General features: G+C 43.6%; 16 protein-coding genes and 4 tRNA genes. 18 read left to right on the top strand and 2 right to left on the bottom strand.

Annotated features, from left to right (window positions below; all coding sequences use genetic code 11):
* Positions 1 to 54 precede the first annotated feature (54 nt).
* Complete coding sequence (locus ACH33_RS13295) at positions 55 to 408, bottom strand: helix-turn-helix domain-containing protein (protein WP_082706061.1); 354 nt, start codon at positions 406 to 408, stop codon at positions 55 to 57.
* A 178-nt stretch (positions 409 to 586) separates the two neighbouring features.
* Here ACH33_RS13295 and ACH33_RS13290 point away from each other — a divergent pair, with 178 nt between their 5' ends.
* The 6 genes from ACH33_RS13290 (at position 587) to ACH33_RS13265 (ending at position 6,207) form a co-directional block, all read left to right on the top strand.
* Positions 587 to 811: a helix-turn-helix domain-containing protein gene (locus ACH33_RS13290; protein ID WP_057899465.1), complete on the top strand. Its 225-nt coding sequence runs from the start codon at positions 587 to 589 to the stop codon at positions 809 to 811.
* 15 nt (positions 812 to 826) lie between these two features.
* On the top strand, positions 827 to 2,185 hold the full coding sequence (locus tag ACH33_RS13285; protein WP_057899464.1) for a sodium/glutamate symporter: 1,359 nt from the start codon (positions 827 to 829) through the stop codon (positions 2,183 to 2,185).
* 158 nt (positions 2,186 to 2,343) lie between these two features.
* Positions 2,344 to 3,378, top strand: a complete 1,035-nt coding sequence (locus tag ACH33_RS13280) for an ornithine cyclodeaminase (RefSeq protein WP_057899463.1) — start codon at positions 2,344 to 2,346, stop codon at positions 3,376 to 3,378.
* Positions 3,379 to 3,522: 144 nt separating this feature from the next.
* Positions 3,523 to 4,302: a GDSL-type esterase/lipase family protein gene (locus ACH33_RS13275; RefSeq protein WP_057899462.1), complete on the top strand. Its 780-nt coding sequence runs from the start codon at positions 3,523 to 3,525 to the stop codon at positions 4,300 to 4,302.
* An 11-nt stretch (positions 4,303 to 4,313) separates the two neighbouring features.
* Positions 4,314 to 5,225: an ABC transporter ATP-binding protein gene (locus ACH33_RS13270; protein ID WP_057899461.1), complete on the top strand. Its 912-nt coding sequence runs from the start codon at positions 4,314 to 4,316 to the stop codon at positions 5,223 to 5,225.
* Position 5,226: 1 nt separating this feature from the next.
* Complete coding sequence (locus tag ACH33_RS13265; RefSeq protein ID WP_057899460.1) at positions 5,227 to 6,207, top strand: ABC transporter permease; 981 nt, start codon at positions 5,227 to 5,229, stop codon at positions 6,205 to 6,207.
* 54 nt (positions 6,208 to 6,261) lie between these two features.
* Here the strand turns inward: ACH33_RS13265 and ACH33_RS13260 are convergent, their stop codons facing one another.
* Positions 6,262 to 7,194, bottom strand: coding sequence for a polysaccharide deacetylase family protein (locus ACH33_RS13260; RefSeq protein WP_139184905.1), 933 nt, complete (start codon positions 7,192 to 7,194; stop codon positions 6,262 to 6,264).
* 336 nt (positions 7,195 to 7,530) lie between these two features.
* On the opposite strand from ACH33_RS13260, the gene ACH33_RS13255 reads away from it, so the two are divergent.
* From ACH33_RS13255 to ACH33_RS13200, 12 genes are all read left to right on the top strand, one after another.
* Entirely contained in the window at positions 7,531 to 7,965 is a 435-nt protein-coding gene (locus ACH33_RS13255; RefSeq protein ID WP_057899458.1) for a BrxA/BrxB family bacilliredoxin, read from the top strand.
* Between the two features lie 282 nt (positions 7,966 to 8,247).
* Positions 8,248 to 8,341: transfer RNA gene (locus tag ACH33_RS13250), tRNA-Ser, on the top strand.
* A gap of 8 nt (positions 8,342 to 8,349) precedes the next feature.
* A tRNA-Ser gene (locus tag ACH33_RS13245) sits at positions 8,350 to 8,441 on the top strand.
* Between the two features lie 20 nt (positions 8,442 to 8,461).
* Positions 8,462 to 8,538 (top strand) — tRNA-Met (locus tag ACH33_RS13240).
* Between the two features lie 48 nt (positions 8,539 to 8,586).
* A tRNA-Pro gene (locus ACH33_RS13235) sits at positions 8,587 to 8,663 on the top strand.
* Between the two features lie 556 nt (positions 8,664 to 9,219).
* A complete protein-coding gene (locus tag ACH33_RS13230; RefSeq protein WP_057899457.1) occupies positions 9,220 to 9,852 on the top strand; it encodes a TetR/AcrR family transcriptional regulator in 633 nt (210 codons plus the stop codon).
* Positions 9,853 to 9,972: 120 nt separating this feature from the next.
* Complete coding sequence (locus ACH33_RS13225; protein ID WP_057899456.1) at positions 9,973 to 11,409, top strand: NAD(P)/FAD-dependent oxidoreductase; 1,437 nt, start codon at positions 9,973 to 9,975, stop codon at positions 11,407 to 11,409.
* 84 nt (positions 11,410 to 11,493) lie between these two features.
* On the top strand, positions 11,494 to 12,030 hold the full coding sequence (locus ACH33_RS13220; RefSeq protein ID WP_057899455.1) for a response regulator: 537 nt from the start codon (positions 11,494 to 11,496) through the stop codon (positions 12,028 to 12,030).
* 109 nt (positions 12,031 to 12,139) lie between these two features.
* The gene (locus tag ACH33_RS13215) at positions 12,140 to 13,135 is read left to right on the top strand and encodes a BMP family ABC transporter substrate-binding protein (protein WP_057899454.1); all 996 of its coding nucleotides are present in this window, start codon (positions 12,140 to 12,142) and stop codon (positions 13,133 to 13,135) included.
* Positions 13,136 to 13,152: 17 nt separating this feature from the next.
* The gene (locus tag ACH33_RS13210) at positions 13,153 to 15,072 is read left to right on the top strand and encodes a HAMP domain-containing sensor histidine kinase (RefSeq protein WP_057899453.1); all 1,920 of its coding nucleotides are present in this window, start codon (positions 13,153 to 13,155) and stop codon (positions 15,070 to 15,072) included.
* Between the two features lie 31 nt (positions 15,073 to 15,103).
* Positions 15,104 to 15,523, top strand: coding sequence for a response regulator (locus ACH33_RS13205; protein ID WP_057899452.1), 420 nt, complete (start codon positions 15,104 to 15,106; stop codon positions 15,521 to 15,523).
* A gap of 9 nt (positions 15,524 to 15,532) precedes the next feature.
* Positions 15,533 to 16,465: a sensor histidine kinase gene (locus tag ACH33_RS13200; RefSeq protein WP_057899451.1), complete on the top strand. Its 933-nt coding sequence runs from the start codon at positions 15,533 to 15,535 to the stop codon at positions 16,463 to 16,465.
* Positions 16,466 to 16,481 lie beyond the last annotated feature (16 nt).

Raw genomic sequence — 16,481 nt, 5'->3', positions numbered from 1 at the left:
TGAAGAAGTTCCGCATTCTGAGAGAGGGGAAGCCTCTCTTTTTTTCTTATCCCCTTACTTATCCTCTTCCTCTTCTTGCTTCATGAATTTCCAAAAACGTTGTAATTCTTCGCGTTTTTCTTTCGGTGCGCTCAAATAGTCCTTAAAAAATGTATTAATTTCAGGGTCATTGATGATAGCGGAAAAATGTTCGGCTTTATATGATAAAGGATTATTGGTACGCCCGAGTAAATAGTCTGTCGTCGTATCAAAGTAATCGGCCAATTTGCTAAGCGTTTCGTAATCAGGCTGCCTTCTGCCCGTTTCGTATGCCGTGTACGCAGGTCTGGTAATTCCCAGAAATTTAGCCATTTCCTCTTGGGTCTTCTTTTTTCTTTTTCGCATATGAAGTAAACGTTCCGCTAACATCATGATTCTCCCTTATCTTTATTTACTTATTCCTATTTTACTGTAACAATATGTTACGAATAAATATCAGTAACAAATCGCTCCATTACACGACCGAACCCCCTTGACTTGTAGCGTTTCGACACATATAATAAATGTCATGATGTGTCGAATTGTTACTTAGAAAGGAGGGGAACGGGTGAGAATATGGCTCCGGGAAAAACGGATCAGCAAAAAGATGACGCAGGAAGAAGTAGCGAAAGCAGCTAATATTCAACGCGCTTACTACACGATGATCGAGAATGGCACGAGGAACCCCAGCGTTGTTGTAGCCAAAAGAATCGGAGCGGTTTTGGGCGTTGATTGGACCTATTTTTTTAAACATAAAAGTAACGAAACGACACATTATAAAAAAACAGCATAAATAAGGAGGTGCTATATGTTTCCCACGGAAAAAATCCAATCGAGTAGTATGGAAACCATACTGTTCTACTGCGCCGTCTTGGGAATATTGCTGTTTATCGGCGTAGTGTTAAGAGTGAAAGTGAAGTTTTTTAAGAAGTTTTTTATTTCGGCTTCTCTTATTGCGGGAACATTAGGGTTGTTGTTAGGGCAGTATGGTCTGGGTGTTTTACCCGCCGAAATGACGGAAAGCTGGGGTGCTTTGCCCGGCGCACTAATTACAGTCGTTTTTGCTCCGATGTTAATGGGCGTATCCATTCCAAATCCAAAGAAAATGGGGAGACTTATCGTTCCACATCTTTTATTCGGTTATATGGGTGAATGCATACAGATAGCCTTACCCTTTATTATAACCGGTCTTGTACTGATTCCGGTATGGAATGTTAATGAAATGTTTGGGTCTATTGTAGAAATCGGCTGGTCGGGTGGACATGGAACGGCTGGAGGTATGGTTGACGTATATAATCGCCTGGACTGGTCTGATGGAGGACCATTAGGTTTAACATCGGCAACCGTAGGGCTATTGGTCGGGATTATCGTCGGTATGGTGATCATTAATTATGGTGTCCGTAAAGGGTACACGTCAGTGATTAAAAATGTTCAAGAGCTTAACGTAAACCAAAGCGAAGATATTTTACCGCGGGCAAAGCAACCGTCCGGCTCGGCGGTGACAATGAATAAAGACGTGGTGGAATCGTTAGCCTTCCACGGGTCGCTAATTTCAATCGCGATTTTGATCGGCTGGGTTTTACAGAAGTTGCTCGGCGGGCTCGTTCCGGGGCTGCCATTATTTCCGATGGCGATGGTCGGTGGTTTAGTGGTGCAATTGGTCATTTCTAAAACGAAATTTGCGGAAGCAATAGACACCGGATGTTTGCATCGAATTCAAGGGCTGGCTCTGGAGTTTCTGATTATGGCGGCGATTGCTTCGATTAAGATCCCTGTTGTTATTGAATATGCGTTTCCTCTGTCCATTCTCATGGTAGTGATGACACTCGTCATGGTCTGGTATTTCTTTTGGGCCGGACCACGATTGTTCGGTAAAGATTGGTTTGAACACGCGATTGTTAATTATGGATCGCTTACTGGTGTGACAGCGGTTGCTTTGATGTTGTTGCGCACGGTTGATCCTGAGATGAAAACCGAAGCGGGCACAGGTTATGCCCTAAGAGCGCCATTTATCAGCCCGATTATTGGGGGTGGTTTGCTTACCTCAATTCTGCCTGTGATGGCCCATAATTACGGGTCGCTAAACGTTGGTGTCGTTTTTTTGATACTATTGTTCGTGTTATACATTCTTGCCAGAAGGCTTGGTTTTTGGACAAGGACGACGTGAATGAAGGTTCGTTGCTGAGAGAGTGTGGTCTGTAATAAATCGAAGCAAAGGTAATATATACTAAAATTATAAAATACTAGGGAGAGGTGAACAACCTGTTGCTTATAGCAAGATAAATAAACTGAAAATTTCTTGTATTTTAAGTAGCAGGAATCTTTATGTCGAAATATGAGTTTCTTTATTTGTCTCAGAGTGATGTGGTTGCGTGCGGAGCTTTGGTTATGGATGATGTAATTAAAGATTTGGAGTATGTGTTTACACTTCATCATGCAAACGATTATATCTTACCTTCTAAAGTGGTGTTGCGCTGGGGAGATGCAGAAAGTGAAGGAACGCGGGGAAGGATTAATGCGATGCCTGGCTATGTTGGAGGAGGTGTGGATATTGCCGGGATCAAGTGGATTGGAAGCGCGCCGAAGAACCCTCATGAATACCGTTTGCCGCGAGCATCGGCTTTGATTGTATTAAATGACCCGGAAACGATGCTTCCTCTTGCCGTTATGGATGGTACGGTCATTAGCGCGATGCGTACGGGAGGCGTAACCGGAACGGCCGCCAAATATCTTGCCCGGCGCGATTCGAAGGTGGCGGGAATGATTGGGGCCGGCACCCAAAATAGAACACAATTAATGGCGCTTAAAGCTGCGTTACCCCAATTGTCCAAGGTGAAGGTATATGATTTGTCACTTGAGCGTGCGGAATCGTTTGCGGCAGAAGTGAGCGAAACGCTAAATGTGGAGGTTATCCCTGTTTCCAGCGGAGAAAGAGCGGTTGTTGGCGCTGATGTTGTCGTTACGGCAACGACGGCAAAAGAGCCTGTTATTAAGGCGGAATGGATCAGCGAAGGCTGCTTTTACTCTCATGTTGGAGGATATGAGGCGGAGTTTTCTGTCATTGAGAAAGCGGATAAAATCGTTGTAGATGATTGGGAAGAAATTAAACATAGAGGGGTACAAACGCTGGCGCTGATGCATGCAGAGAAACAATTCCATACCGAAAACATTTATGCTGAGCTAGGTGAAATTGTTGTAGGGCATAAGAAAGGCAGGGAAAATGCACAAGAGTTTATTTATTTTAACTCCGTCGGCATGGCGATTGACGATTTAGTTGTGGCGAAGCGAATTTATGAAAATGCGAAACAAAAAGGAGTAGGAACACCTTTAACATTGTGGGATAAACCAGTATTTGTATAATGTAAGATGAAGCAAATAAGAACATCTTCTATGATGCTTTCAGGTTGTTGACAAGGTATTAAGTCAACAGCCTTTTTTAATTTTTTTCTATTATGTATATAATGAAAAAGAATTTGAACGGAGCGGACGAGGGAGGTACAGGGGATGTCATCAAAAACATTGTGGCGGGTTTTTGTCGTTTTTGCGCTTTTTTCTACTCTGTTTTTAACCGTTGGATTTTATTTAGGGGTCAAGGATATTCTGTATCCGTCCGCGGTTTCGTGGAGTACGGATAAGGGCGCGGAAGAGAAGGCAGAGACGCAGTATGAAAGAAATGTGAAAATTGTTGCGCTGGGAGATTCGCTTACACGCGGCACTGGAGATCAAGCGGGGCTTGGCTATGTAGGAAATTTGCGTGTGAAGCTGTCAGAGGCGAACGGTAGAAATGTGTATGTACTAAATCATGGGGTGAACGGATACCGAACGGACGATCTGCTTAGTGACTTGCGGAATAAAGAAGACATACGGCGTACCATTAGGCAGGCGGACATTATTACGTTGTCTATCGGTGGCAACGATTTGTTCAACGTGCAGTCTGAAGAAGTGAACCCGGAAGCAAGCAGTGCCCGTATTCCAGGGGCTGTAGTGCGGTATGAAAAAATTGTGGAGATAATTACTTCACTAAATCCGAAAGCGAAAGTGCTATATATGGGTCTGTATAATGCGTTTGGCGATTTGCCAAACGCGAAGAAAAGCTATGACGTTGTACGGCGTTGGAACGAGGAAACGGCCCGCGTGTTATATCGATACCCGAATACGATTTTTGTTCCTACGGATGATTTGTTCCGTGTAGGCGGTACGAAATATTTATCAAGCGACCATTTCCATCCGAACCAAGCTGGATATCGTCGCATAGGTGAACGGATGGCGGAAGTTTTGAAATAGGAGGAAAGACGATGGAACGGGAAATTACGCTGGAACTTGAACACGTGGAAAAAGTAATTCGTGGTAAACGTATTATTAAGGGGATTTCATTTTGTGTTCATGCAGGTGAAGTGTTTGGCTTTCTTGGACCTAACGGCTCCGGAAAGACAACGACAATTCGGATGATGGTCGGACTTATTCGGCCAACCGCTGGCCGGATTAAGGTATGTGGTTACGATATTCAAAAGCAGCCTACAAAGGCATTGGCTAATGTCGGTTCCATCGTTGAAAATCCGGAGCTGTATCCGTACTTAACTGGAATGGAGAACTTAGAGCATTTCGCTCGCATGATTCCGGGTGTTACCAAGGAGAAGATTGACGATGTTGTACTGCGCGTCAATTTGAATGAACGCATCCATGACAAAGTAAAAGATTACTCACTTGGTATGCGGCAGCGTCTTGGCATTGCACAGGCTTTGCTTGGCGATCCGAAGCTGTTGATTTTGGATGAGCCTACCAATGGCCTTGATCCACAAGGAATAAAAGAGCTTAGGGACTTTATTCGTCAGCTGGCAAACGAAGGTTTGAGCGTTTTTGTCTCAAGTCATTTGTTAAGTGAAATCCAGCTGATGTGTGATCGGGTAGCGATTATCAATGAAGGCGAAATGATTCGGGTTGGGGAAGTAAATGAGTTACTTAAGCAGGATATGCGCCATATGGTGTGGTATGTCGAGCCGGAAGAGAAAGCGCGCCGTATACTCACTGCATTTTCACATGTCCGATTGCTTGACCGAGCGGATGAAGGAATGATAACGGAAATCGCTCCTGAGCATATTCCGCGCGTGATTGCCAGGCTTGTTGCCGGTGGAGTAGATATTTATGGCGTGGAATGGAAGAAGCTGAGTCTGGAAGACTTATTCCTCACTATGACAGGGGAAAAGTAGCATGTACAGTCTTGTGATGAATGAATCGATTAAAATGTTACGAAAAAAGAGACTTTGGGTTGTAGTGCTGATTCTGCTTGTGCTAGTGCCGATTTTTACATATGCGCAGCTTAGGGCTACGCTGAACAATCAAAAGCAACTTGGTACAACGGATTGGAAAGTGCAGGTGCGTCAGAGCATTAACGATACGACCAACCGGTTAAACAGCACGCGAATCCCAGAAGAATGGAAAAAATGGATGCGGATTCGCGTACAGCAGCTTCAATATTATCTCGACCATGATATTAACCCGACATCGCCCAACGGGGTCACGTTTACGCGCGACTTTATGAGCAATGCCGTTGCATTGTTTATTCCGCTTTTAATTGTTATCGTCTCTTCCGATATTGTTTCGGGGGAATATACGGGCGGAACAATTAAAGTATTGCTTACTAGGCCGGTGAAAAGGTGGAAAATTCTTACCAGCAAGCTAATTACCATTGTGTTGTTTGTTTCAGTCATTGTGGTGCTTACCGGGATTGTTGCTTACGCGATTTCAGGATGGGTATTCGGTTATAAAGGCTGGACATACCCTGTATTGACAGGGTTTCAAACCAAAGGGGAAGAGATTGAGACATCGGGTGTGCATGTGTTGCCGCAATGGCTTTACATGATTATGGAATATGGTTTGGCTTGGTATGCATGTCTTGCGGTGGCTTGTATTTCATTCATGGTGTCGGTGCTTGTGCGCAGTACGGCGGTCGGCATGGGGATTATGGTGTCGGCGCTCATTGCGGGCACGCTTCTTACCAATATGGCGTCGGCGTGGGAGTCAGCCAAATATTTTTTTATGGTCAATTTGCGGCTGACCGATTATCTTGCTGGCACGATTCCACCGATTCCTGGCCTGAGCCTGTCTTTTTCCGTTGTCAATCTTGCCGTGTGGAGCATTGGCTCTCTTATTATTGCGTACGTTGTCTTTATTCAGCGCGATGTTTTGTAAGAAAAACGAGGCCCGGATTGTTGCTCCGGTTTGCCTCGTTTTTGCCTGCAACAGTCATTCCGCTTTTTTGCCCGGTTCCGGTGACGGTGACGGGAGCGGAGCTATTTGATATCCTTTATTTTTCAGTAACTCAATAATTTTCGGCAGTAGTTTAACCGTTTGTTCTTTCTCATGCATGAGAATAATAGATCCTGGCTTCACTTCGCTTGCGATGTTGTTCATAATTAAATCCGGTCGTTTTCCGTATTTCCAATCCAGACTATCCACATTCCAATAGGTTAAAATTTGATTTGTTTCTTTTGATGCCAGCATCGTGTTTTGATCGACCGCGCCATACGGCGGGCGGAAATAAAAAATCGGGGCGCCTATTTTTTGAGAAATGTACTGTGTCGATTCGCGAATCATTTGTACTTGCTCATCTTTTGGCTTTTTACGCAGCGGTTGGTGATGCATCGTATGTGTACCGATAATATGACCATTAGCTATCATTTGCTTAGCTAACGCTATATGTTCGTCGGATTTCAAGTTCTCACCAATCCAGAAAAATGCGCCTTTCAGCTGATGTTCGTCTAAAATGTTGACAATGTCTTTCGTATATTTTCCTGGGCCATCATCGAATGTTAAATATACGGTGGGCCGCTTTTGCGAAATTTTGGCGATCATTTTTCCGACAGCTGGCATTGCTGGGGAAGTCGCCGCGTTAGCTGGGGATTTTTCTGGCTTAGCTGGATGCTGTTGTTTGGGTATCCTTGTTTCTTGAGGGGCTGACGGATTTGAGGATGTGTCTTTTTCCTTGTCCGGTTGTTGCCCTGTCTTCTCCTGTTCTTGTGCTGCTGGCGCTTTGCTGGACATCGAGTTTAAAAACGCGGTTGCCGATTTAACAGGTGAGCTGTCATTGAAAATCAAGTTGAGTTGTATAATGACACCGAATGACAATAAGGCAAGCCAAATTCTGTTTCTTCGTTTTCTCCTCCGGTCGTTCTCCACAACAATTCCCTTCTTTCTCTCTATAAAGCATAAACTTGGGCATAATGCCTATTTTACTATATAGACGGAAACAATGTATAGAAAGTTTCAGGAAAAATGAAGCTTTTCCAAGTCCGTGAGCTTGCTTTCGATCTTCACTATAAAATTATACATTAATAAACTTTTTTGGAAATAGGAAAAATCACTCAACCTGGCAACCTAGGCATAGCGGAATGCGCTGCGGAACTTTTCTCCTGAGAAAGAAATCGCTATAATGAAAGAAAATTATTTTTCGTTGCTGGCAATATATTAAGAGTGATGAAGAATATAAGAAATGACAACGGAGGGATTTATGTTATGATGTCGTATGACGAATATATGCGTTCGGTTATTCAGCCGATGCGCACAGAATTAACATCCGCAGGTTTTGAAGAATTACTGACACCGGAAGAGGTACAGGAGAAGTTCGAAGATATGAAAGGCACTGCTCTGGTGGTAGTGAATTCTGTGTGTGGATGCGCCGCAGGACTTGCGCGCCCGGCTGCCATTTATTCTGTACAGCACAGCGAGAAAAAGCCGGATTACCTTTACACGGTTTTCGCCGGCCAAGACAAAGAGGCAACTGCGAAAGCCAGAGAATATTTCACCGGTTATCCGCCTTCCTCTCCTTCTTTTGCCCTTATGAAAGACGGAAAGCTTGTTTATATGATGGAGCGCCATCAAATCGAAAACCGTCCTCTTGAAGTGATCGCAGCTGACTTAATGGGCGCGTTTGAAAAACATTGCGGGTAATTGGAATTTCTGAATCAGGAGCGTTGACTGACTTTTGTATTCGCTTTTTGCGAAGAAACTGTATTTGTGCGCCGCTTTGATCAAAGCGGCGCATGTAAAACATCAAAGGATGGAAACAGACTAAGGCCACTTTTTCGCTTTTGCTCATCATGCTGGTGGGAGAAAAGCCTAAGAGCGCAGACGAAGAATAGATGCAAAGCGGTCGTGTGATAAGCCTTTAAAAAACTATTGCATTCATAAAAAACTGATGATAAAATAAAGCTTGTCGCTGTTGATGAATATGGACAGGTGTCCGAGTTGGTCGAAGGAGCACGATTGGAAATCGTGTAGGCGGGGATAACTCGTCTCGTGGGTTCGAATCCCACCCTGTCCGCCATGCAATATGGAGAAGTACCCAAGAGGCTGTAAGGGGCTCCCCTGCTAAGGGAGTAGACGGGTCACACCGTGCGCGGGTTCGAATCCCGCCTTCTCCGCCATTTCACATTATTGCTATTGGGGCGGCGTAGCTCAGCTGGCTAGAGCGTACGGTTCATACCCGTGAGGTCGGGGGTTCGATCCCCTCCGCCGCTACCATATTACTTACTCTTGGTGAGTGCATTTGATGGTTTGAAATGTATGTTCCGGGAAGTGGCTCAGCTTGGTAGAGCGCCTCGTTCGGGACGAGGAGGTCGCAGGTTCAAATCCTGTCTTCCCGACCATTTTTCGTTTGGTGTCTGCATACATCGTGAATAGACAAGCCCTGATTCTTTTCTAAGGATTAGGGCTTTTTTTGTCGTATAAGTTGTATGAGAAGGTATGCATCGCTTTATTACTATAAAGCGATGCATACCTTCTCTTTATAAGTAAACGAGAAAACACTCGCGAGGCGCGTGCTACGCAGGGAGAGACAGACCGGCAACGTTTATTGATTCTCCTTAATATGTAAAAAATGCTTGTAGATGTAAAGTGTAAAGAGGATTTATATTGTCTTTCGATACATAACAATAAAGGGGGGGACAAACGTTTTTCTCCTTTTTTTAAATTGTAACTTGTTTCGATGAAGAAAATGGTGGATACTGGTATTGTAGGGTTTTTTGCCTAATTATTTTAGGAATGACTATATGAATGAGGGTGTTGCAATGCTTACCATCGTTGAATAGTAAAGGCTAAATGTAATTGCGAGAACCTTGAAAATACCGGGCTTTTCATGAAGTGCAATCAGTGGAGTTTTGCAACACCCTATTTGGAACAAATAGGAAAAAAGGAGAATATAGTATGGAAAAGAAATACTCCCCACGTGTAAAAAGAACAAGAGAGAAAATCTTGCAGTCCGCAGTGGAAGTCTTTTCACAAAAAGGGTTCCAAGCTTCAACGATTCGCGAAATTGCCCGTTTGGCTGGCGTAAATGATTTAACAGTATACCGTCACTTTGAAAGCAAAGAAAAATTGTTTAATGAAATGTTTCGACGCCACAGTTTGTTTACCGAAATTAGTGAGTATATCGTTCAGGGGATAAGTGATGACTTTGAGCGCGATATTCGTTTGATTATCAGGACATTTATTACGGTATTTAAAAAAGAATTGCCGTTGATTAAACTGTTGCTGAGCGAAGCGGAAAAAATGAAAGAATGCAGGAACTATACGTTTTTATTTACAAAAAATATTATCGAAGCGCTAACTTCCTTTTTCGAATATTATAAACTCGCTGGACAAATTCGTCGGGATGTTAACAGTCACGCGGTTGCTTCGGGGTTATACAGTATTTTGTTTGCCCGTGTATACGCTTTAATTTTATACGGGGAAGGGAAGCAGAACTCTGCCACGATTACAGAAGAAGAGCTTATGGAAGGTTGGGTCGATTTATTTGTTGCGGGAACGGTAAATTCCGAATATTCGTATGCTAAATAACGAACGAAAATATATGTTTTAAAAAAAACATTCGTTTTTTGTTGATTCTTTGCAGGCCAGGAGTTATAATCATGGAGGTCTCAATTAAACAATGTACATACCTCAAGGAGGCTTTCGATCATGAAATATGATGTAGTAATTGTAGGAGCGGGGCCTGCTGGTATTTTTACCGCGTACGAACTAACGAGAAAGAATCCTCATCTGGATGTTTTATTAATAGATAAAGGGCATGATATTTTTAAACGGCGCTGTCCGATTCTGGAGAAAAAAATTAAAAAATGTCCGCCACCAGCTGGAAAAAAAGAATTTAGCGGCTGTTTGCCGGCCTGTTCCATTACAAATGGGTTTGGTGGCGCCGGTGCATATTCTGACGGTAAATTTAATATTACGACTGAGTTCGGAGGCTGGATGACAGATTATTTGCCGCCTTCTCAAGTGCTTGAGCTTATCCGCTATGTGGACGAGATTAATCTAGAGCATGGCGCAACGCGCAACATTACGGATCCGACAACGCCGGCCGTGCGCGAAATTGAGCGCAAAGCAGCGGGTGTAGGATTGAAATTGCTTCGTGCCAATGTGCGTCATCTAGGAACTGAGCAGAATCTTGAAATTCTGGAAAGTATCTACCGCGAACTGGAAAAGAAAGTTCAGATGAAGTTTAAGACGGAAGTAGCCGATATTATTGTAGAAAAAACGGCCGTTGGAATGGAAATTCGCGGTGTAGAATGCCGTAATGGCGAAACATACTTGGCTGATAAAGTGGTTATTGTTCCGGGACGGGACGGTTCGGAATGGTTTGGCAATATGTTGAAACGCCAAGGGTTGCGTCTCTTAAATAACCAGGTCGACATTGGGGTACGCGTAGAAACAACGAATGTTGTCATGGAAGAAATCAACCATCATTTGTATGAAGGAAAATTTCTGTACAGATCTTCTACAGATCAGGTTATTCGCAGCTTTTGTTCTAACCCGAGTGGATATGTAGTAGTGGAAAATCACAGCGGCGTTATGGCAGCAAATGGTCACGCTTACAAAGATGAAAAGCTTGGATCGCCGAATACGAACTTTGCACTGCTTGTGTCCCATGTATTTACAGAGCCGTTTGACAAGCCGAATGAATATGCCAAGGAAATTTGCCGTCGTGCGAACGATTTGTCCAATGGCTCAGTTATTGTGCAGCGGTACGGAGATATTAAGCGTGGCCGTCGTACAACCGAGAAGCGCTTAAAGGAAGGATTTATCGAACCGACGCTTAAAGAAGCGGTACCGGGCGACTTGGGGTTAGTGCTGCCGTACAATACGATGAAGAGCCTGATTGAAATGGTAGAAGCGCTTGATCATGTTACGCCCGGGATTGCGAGCGACCATACGCTTTTCTACGGCGTGGAAGCGAAATTTTATTCCGCACGGCCGTATTTGAATGAAAACTTCGAGACAGAGATTAAAGGGTTGTACGCAGGCGGGGATGGCGCGGGTATTACGCGCGGCTTGGCTCAAGCCGGTGCCTGTGGCGTGCACATCGCGCGCGATATTTTAACCAAAAAAAAGACTATGTAATATTTCCTAACCCCCCGTGATTCTCTATATTTCGGGCGATGATGATGATTATGATATATAATGAAAGGGAGGACGGGATAAGGATTGAAAGGAAAACCGCTTGTACTTATTGTAGATGATGATGTGGATATTTGTTTTTTAATGGCGACGGCCATTCAGTCGGAACAAGTGGAAATTATAACAACGCATTCGGGGCAAGAGGCGCTGGAGCTATACGCTCAGCGTCACCCCGAACTCGTATTGCTGGATATTCAGTTGCCGGAAATGAACGGTATAGAAGTATTGAGCAAGATGAAGGAAATGGATGAAGATTGTCAGGTTATTATGGTTACCGCCTACGCTACGATTGAAACCGCCGTACAAGCTATGAAACTCGGCGCCTTGGATTATATATGCAAGCCCTTTAAGCTCCCACATTTGCGCGAAACGGTACAGAACGCAATTGATTTTATTATGAGCGTACCGGAGCATTTGCCGACGCTTGAAGAAGTTGAGCGCAGACATATTGAAAAAGTGCTTCACGAAGTGGAGGGCAACCGGCGTCTTGCGGCTGAGAAGCTGGATATTTCTCTTCGCACATTGTATTACAAGATTAAACAGTATAATATTCAGACCCATTAAAAATCCAGAATCGTATAACTCTGGATTTTTTTTCTGCAATTTTTGCACTACAGTCCGTTAAGGTGGGACGCTTACAATAGGAATATAGCCATGAAAAAGGGTGGGCTTTATGTTAAGAAAGTTGCTTTGTTTGCCGATTTTGGTGCTGTTCGTTGGCTGTTCATTGTTACCCCAAGCCGAAAACCCGGTCAATCCGTCCGTTGAAAAGCCGTTTAAAGTGGCGCTATTAGTGGAAGGAAAAATATATGACCAAGGATGGGATAACCAGGCTTATATGGGGTTAAAAGAAATCGAGCGCAAAATGCGCGCACAAATTCTTTGTGTTCAATATGTCAATACAGAAGAAAAACAGATAGCACAGGCGGAAAGTCTTGCTAAGCAGGGATATGAACTGATATTTGGAAACGGCCGGAGTTTCGAGGCCGTTTTTAATCGGCTTGCGCCTGCTTATCCGAATACCCGCTTTGTTTTTTTTAATGGTAAAGCGCTTGCGCTGAACGTCTTGGCTGTTAACTTTACTCCAGAATCGATGGGGTATTTCTCAGGGATGGTAGCGGGATTAATGACAAAAACAAAAAAAATTGGCTTGATTCCCGCTTACAGTTCCATGAAAGAAATCGAACCTTTTATCGCTGCGGTTAAACAACAAAACAGAGAAAATAGTGTTATGATGGAAGAAGTAGGAAGCTGGAGCGACGGTGCCAAAGCGATACAGATTGCTCGGCGCATGATAGATAAGGGCGCCGATATTCTCGTGCCAATGGGAGATGGGTTTAACATTGATGTCATAATGGAGGCGCATCGTGCCAAACGGTTTGCAATTGGATACATTTCTGATCAGTCGTTTGTATCCAAAGAAACCGTATTGACCAGCACGGTGCAGAATGTAACGTCCGTTTATCTGAAAATAGCGCGCCAGCATAAATCGGGACAATTACTTGGCAATTGTCTTACGCTTGATTTTGCGGACGGTTCGCAAGATTTGGCCGCATTCGGAGCGATGGTGCCGGAAGCAGTTCGAAAGAAAGTAAGGCAAAAGCTATATGAATATAAAACGGGCGTGTGGAATTTGCCTGTACAATACCATTCTTTGCGGTGCCGGTAGAAAGCGTGGGGTAGGCGATGGGACTGTTTCAAAAATGGAATAATCTTTCGATTCATCTGAAGTTTTTTAGCGTATTTCTGGTCATTGTGTTGTTCGCCGGATGCAGCATGCTCTTGTTAAATAACCAATTGTTACACGTTGTGCGTGACAACGATAAAATCATCAATCAATCTGTTCCTAATTTAACGACACAGCTTCAGGTTAAAAGCACGATTATGCAAAGAATTAATTATGTCATGCTATATATTACTACCGGGAATGAAGAATTCCACGAAAAGTTCGAAGAGGCAAGCGAACAGGCGCGGAAGATTGAAAATCAGTTGAAACAGATGGCGCTTCCTCATGAACGAGAGGCGATGGAACAGTTTATTATTCATAGCGAAAACTGGGAGAATATTTTGCGTGATAGGGTGATACCGGTTTATCAGCGGAATAATGCGAAAGATGCTATGGAAACATTGAATTCACAAGCTCATCCTATCGCTATTAAGCTTATGAATGAAGTAGAGAAGCTGTCACAGCAGAAAGTGCTGGAAATTAATCATGATAATCAAAAAATGCTGGATGATGCTTGGTTGTCAGTAAAGATTGGGTATGCAATTGCCAGCGTTACCTTGTTGCTGGCGCTATTATTCTCTTTCTATATGTCACGCAGCATGACCAACCCCATTCTAGCATTACTAAGCGGTGTGCGTAAAATGACGAACGGAAATTTCTCGGCTAGAGTACCGGCCGAGACTAAGGATGAGTGGGGAGAGTTGGGCAAAGCGTTTAACAGGATGAGCATCAGCATTGCCAATCTCGTGGAGGAATTGCGAGCGACGAACCTTAGACTACAGGAAGAATCGCGTCGTGCTCAGGAATCCACCCGTTTGAAATCGGAGTTTTTGGCAAATATGTCCCATGAGCTGCGGACACCTTTGACGGGCATTATTGGTTTTGCCGAATTGTTACATGAGGAGACGGAAGGAAAGTTGCTACCGTCGCAAAAAAGTTTTACGCAAAACATTATAAAAGCGGGCGAACACCTTTTGACGATGATTAATGATATTCTTGACTTATCAAAAATTGAAGCCGGAAAATACGAATTGGATTTGTCTTCGTTTGATATCGTTGAACTTGTTAAGAATACGTTAACGATGCTTCAGTCGAAAGTAAAAAAGAGAGGGATTTTGCTTCAGGTGGAAACGTCGTGCCCTTCTTTGAATATCGAGGCGGACGAACTAAGGATTCGCCAAGTACTGCTTAATCTTCTCAGCAATGCGATTAAGTTTAGCCCGGACCATAGCACGGTGCGGGTAAAAATAGAACGAACCTCCCAAACCGTAACGGTTCATGTGATTGATCAGGGGATTGGTATTGAGGAAGGTAAAATCGATAAAATTTTTGAACAGTTTTACCAAAACGATGGCCGCTTGGAACGCAAATATGAAGGCACGGGTCTAGGATTGACGCTTTCGCGGCAGCTTGTAGAGTTGCATGGCGGAACGATAGATGTGGAAAGCGAACCAGGGAAAGGAAGCGTTTTCTCCTTCCATCTTCCTTATCGGTCAGCACAAAAAGCTGATTGCGGGAAAAGGGAAGCGACAGCTGAAGCGGAACCACTGCTCATTTTGTATCCAGAAGATTTTTTGCCCTTTTTTCCTTGTTTTTACAAAAGAATCCAAGAATCCTCACTTTCTTTTTTGCCTTTTATGGTAGAATCAAAACAGAGAGCTGTTGAAGTTGTTCAACGCTATCCTGGAAAAAATGCGCTTGTTGTAGCTGTATCGTTTCATCCTGCATATGTCGAATTGCTTGAGGCGATACGTGAGCATACAGATAAAAAAATATTTACTTACATCAAGCATCCGCCCCGGTTGGTGGAACGTGGGCAGATTATGAGAGTGGCTGATGCGATTCTTTCTTCTCCAGAAGACATTCTTTCAGCTAGGTAATGATTCTTGAAAAGTAAAGGGGAAGTGCAAGATGGCACAACATATATTGCTTGTAGAGGATAATCCTTCTAATCGAGAATTGTTTGTGGAAATTTTGCAATTAAAGCCAGAATATACAGTGCATGTAGCTGAGAATGGCTTAAAGGCGTTGGAAATGCTAGAAGAATTCCATCCTGACTTAATTTTAATGGATATTCATATGCCGGGAATGGATGGACTAGCTGTAACGCGGGCGATTAAATCCATCCCCCAGCTTGCGTCTATCCCTATTGTCGCGCTTTCTGCCCTCGCGATGAAATCGGACATTAAATCCGCTTTGGAAGCGGGATGCGTAGGCTATATTACGAAGCCTGTCCGGATCCGCAGTTTTCTTGAGAAGATCGAGATGTATATGACCAAGGGAAAAAACGAAGAGTCGCCATCCGTTTCTTTGTCTTGTGAGGAGGAGTAGAAAAAAGCGGTGAAAAAGAAAATTTCGTTAGGTTTTGGCATGCTGTTTTTTTTGATCATTTTTCCTTTGGTAGGATGGCTGATTTATATGCTTATCGCCGCGCCGGAACGGATTTGTAGTACAGAGTTGAGAGTCAGCGTGCTGATTATTCTTTGGCTCATTGGCTTGCTTGGCGCTTTTATCGTTAAAATGTCGCGGCAAAATAAAATGCTGGAGGAAAATAACCGGCAATTAGCTGAGCTAGATCGTCTAAAAACGGAATTTTTAGCGAATGTATCCCACGAACTACGCACGCCACTTACGGTTATTATCGGATACTCAGAGCTTTTGGCCGAGCGTCTTTCCAAAGAAGAAGGGGACGCGACCAATTTAAAGTGTATTCAGACCGTTCACCGTAAATCAGAAGATTTGCTGCTCCTTATTAACGACTTAATCGATTTTTCACGCATTGAATCTGGAAAGTTGGAGATGAAAATATCTCGTGTTCAACTGGAAGAGATTGTGAATGAGACGGTTGAAGAATTTGCGACAAGCATAGTAAAAAAAGGGCACAAAGTAGAAGTGGTTCATAAAGACACTCCGCTTTGGCTTTATGCGGACAGAGGAAAAGTCAAACAAATTATTGCTAATTTGCTTCATAACGCCATTAAATACACGCCATCCGGTGGACATATTACCATCCGCACTTATACGTTAAAAGGATATTGCCGCCTAGAAGTAGAAGATAATGGTATAGGAATTTCCGAAGATCAGATTACCCAGATTTATCAGCCTTTCAAACAAGCAGACTCTTCCTACAACAAAAAATACGAAGGCTTTGGTTTAGGGCTTGCGATTACGAAAAGCTTGGTGCGCGGCCACCAAGGAAAAATTGAGGTGCGTAGCCAACTTGGTAAAGGTTCTTTGTTTATTGTTTCCCTACCCAGGGAAAAAACAATATAGGTTATGCATAGAGTAG

This window comes from Aneurinibacillus sp. XH2, assembly GCF_001439585.2.
GTDB lineage: Bacteria > Bacillota > Bacilli > Aneurinibacillales > Aneurinibacillaceae > Aneurinibacillus > Aneurinibacillus thermoaerophilus.
The sequence above is the reverse complement of the archived record's forward strand: the minus strand, read 5'-3'. Positions and strand labels throughout refer to the sequence as shown.

Coding starts and splice junctions, on each gene's coding strand:
- ACH33_RS13295 (WP_082706061.1), bottom strand. CDS start 408: ATGTTAGCGGAACGTTTACTTCATATGCGAAAAAGAAAAAAGAAGACC.
- ACH33_RS13285 (WP_057899464.1), top strand. CDS start 827: ATGTTTCCCACGGAAAAAATCCAATCGAGTAGTATGGAAACCATACTG.
- ACH33_RS13280 (WP_057899463.1), top strand. CDS start 2,344: ATGTCGAAATATGAGTTTCTTTATTTGTCTCAGAGTGATGTGGTTGCG.
- ACH33_RS13275 (WP_057899462.1), top strand. CDS start 3,523: ATGTCATCAAAAACATTGTGGCGGGTTTTTGTCGTTTTTGCGCTTTTT.
- ACH33_RS13270 (WP_057899461.1), top strand. CDS start 4,314: ATGGAACGGGAAATTACGCTGGAACTTGAACACGTGGAAAAAGTAATT.
- ACH33_RS13265 (WP_057899460.1), top strand. CDS start 5,227: ATGTACAGTCTTGTGATGAATGAATCGATTAAAATGTTACGAAAAAAG.
- ACH33_RS13255 (WP_057899458.1), top strand. CDS start 7,531: ATGATGTCGTATGACGAATATATGCGTTCGGTTATTCAGCCGATGCGC.
- ACH33_RS13230 (WP_057899457.1), top strand. CDS start 9,220: ATGGAAAAGAAATACTCCCCACGTGTAAAAAGAACAAGAGAGAAAATC.
- ACH33_RS13225 (WP_057899456.1), top strand. CDS start 9,973: ATGAAATATGATGTAGTAATTGTAGGAGCGGGGCCTGCTGGTATTTTT.
- ACH33_RS13215 (WP_057899454.1), top strand. CDS start 12,140: ATGTTAAGAAAGTTGCTTTGTTTGCCGATTTTGGTGCTGTTCGTTGGC.
- ACH33_RS13210 (WP_057899453.1), top strand. CDS start 13,153: ATGGGACTGTTTCAAAAATGGAATAATCTTTCGATTCATCTGAAGTTT.
- ACH33_RS13205 (WP_057899452.1), top strand. CDS start 15,104: ATGGCACAACATATATTGCTTGTAGAGGATAATCCTTCTAATCGAGAA.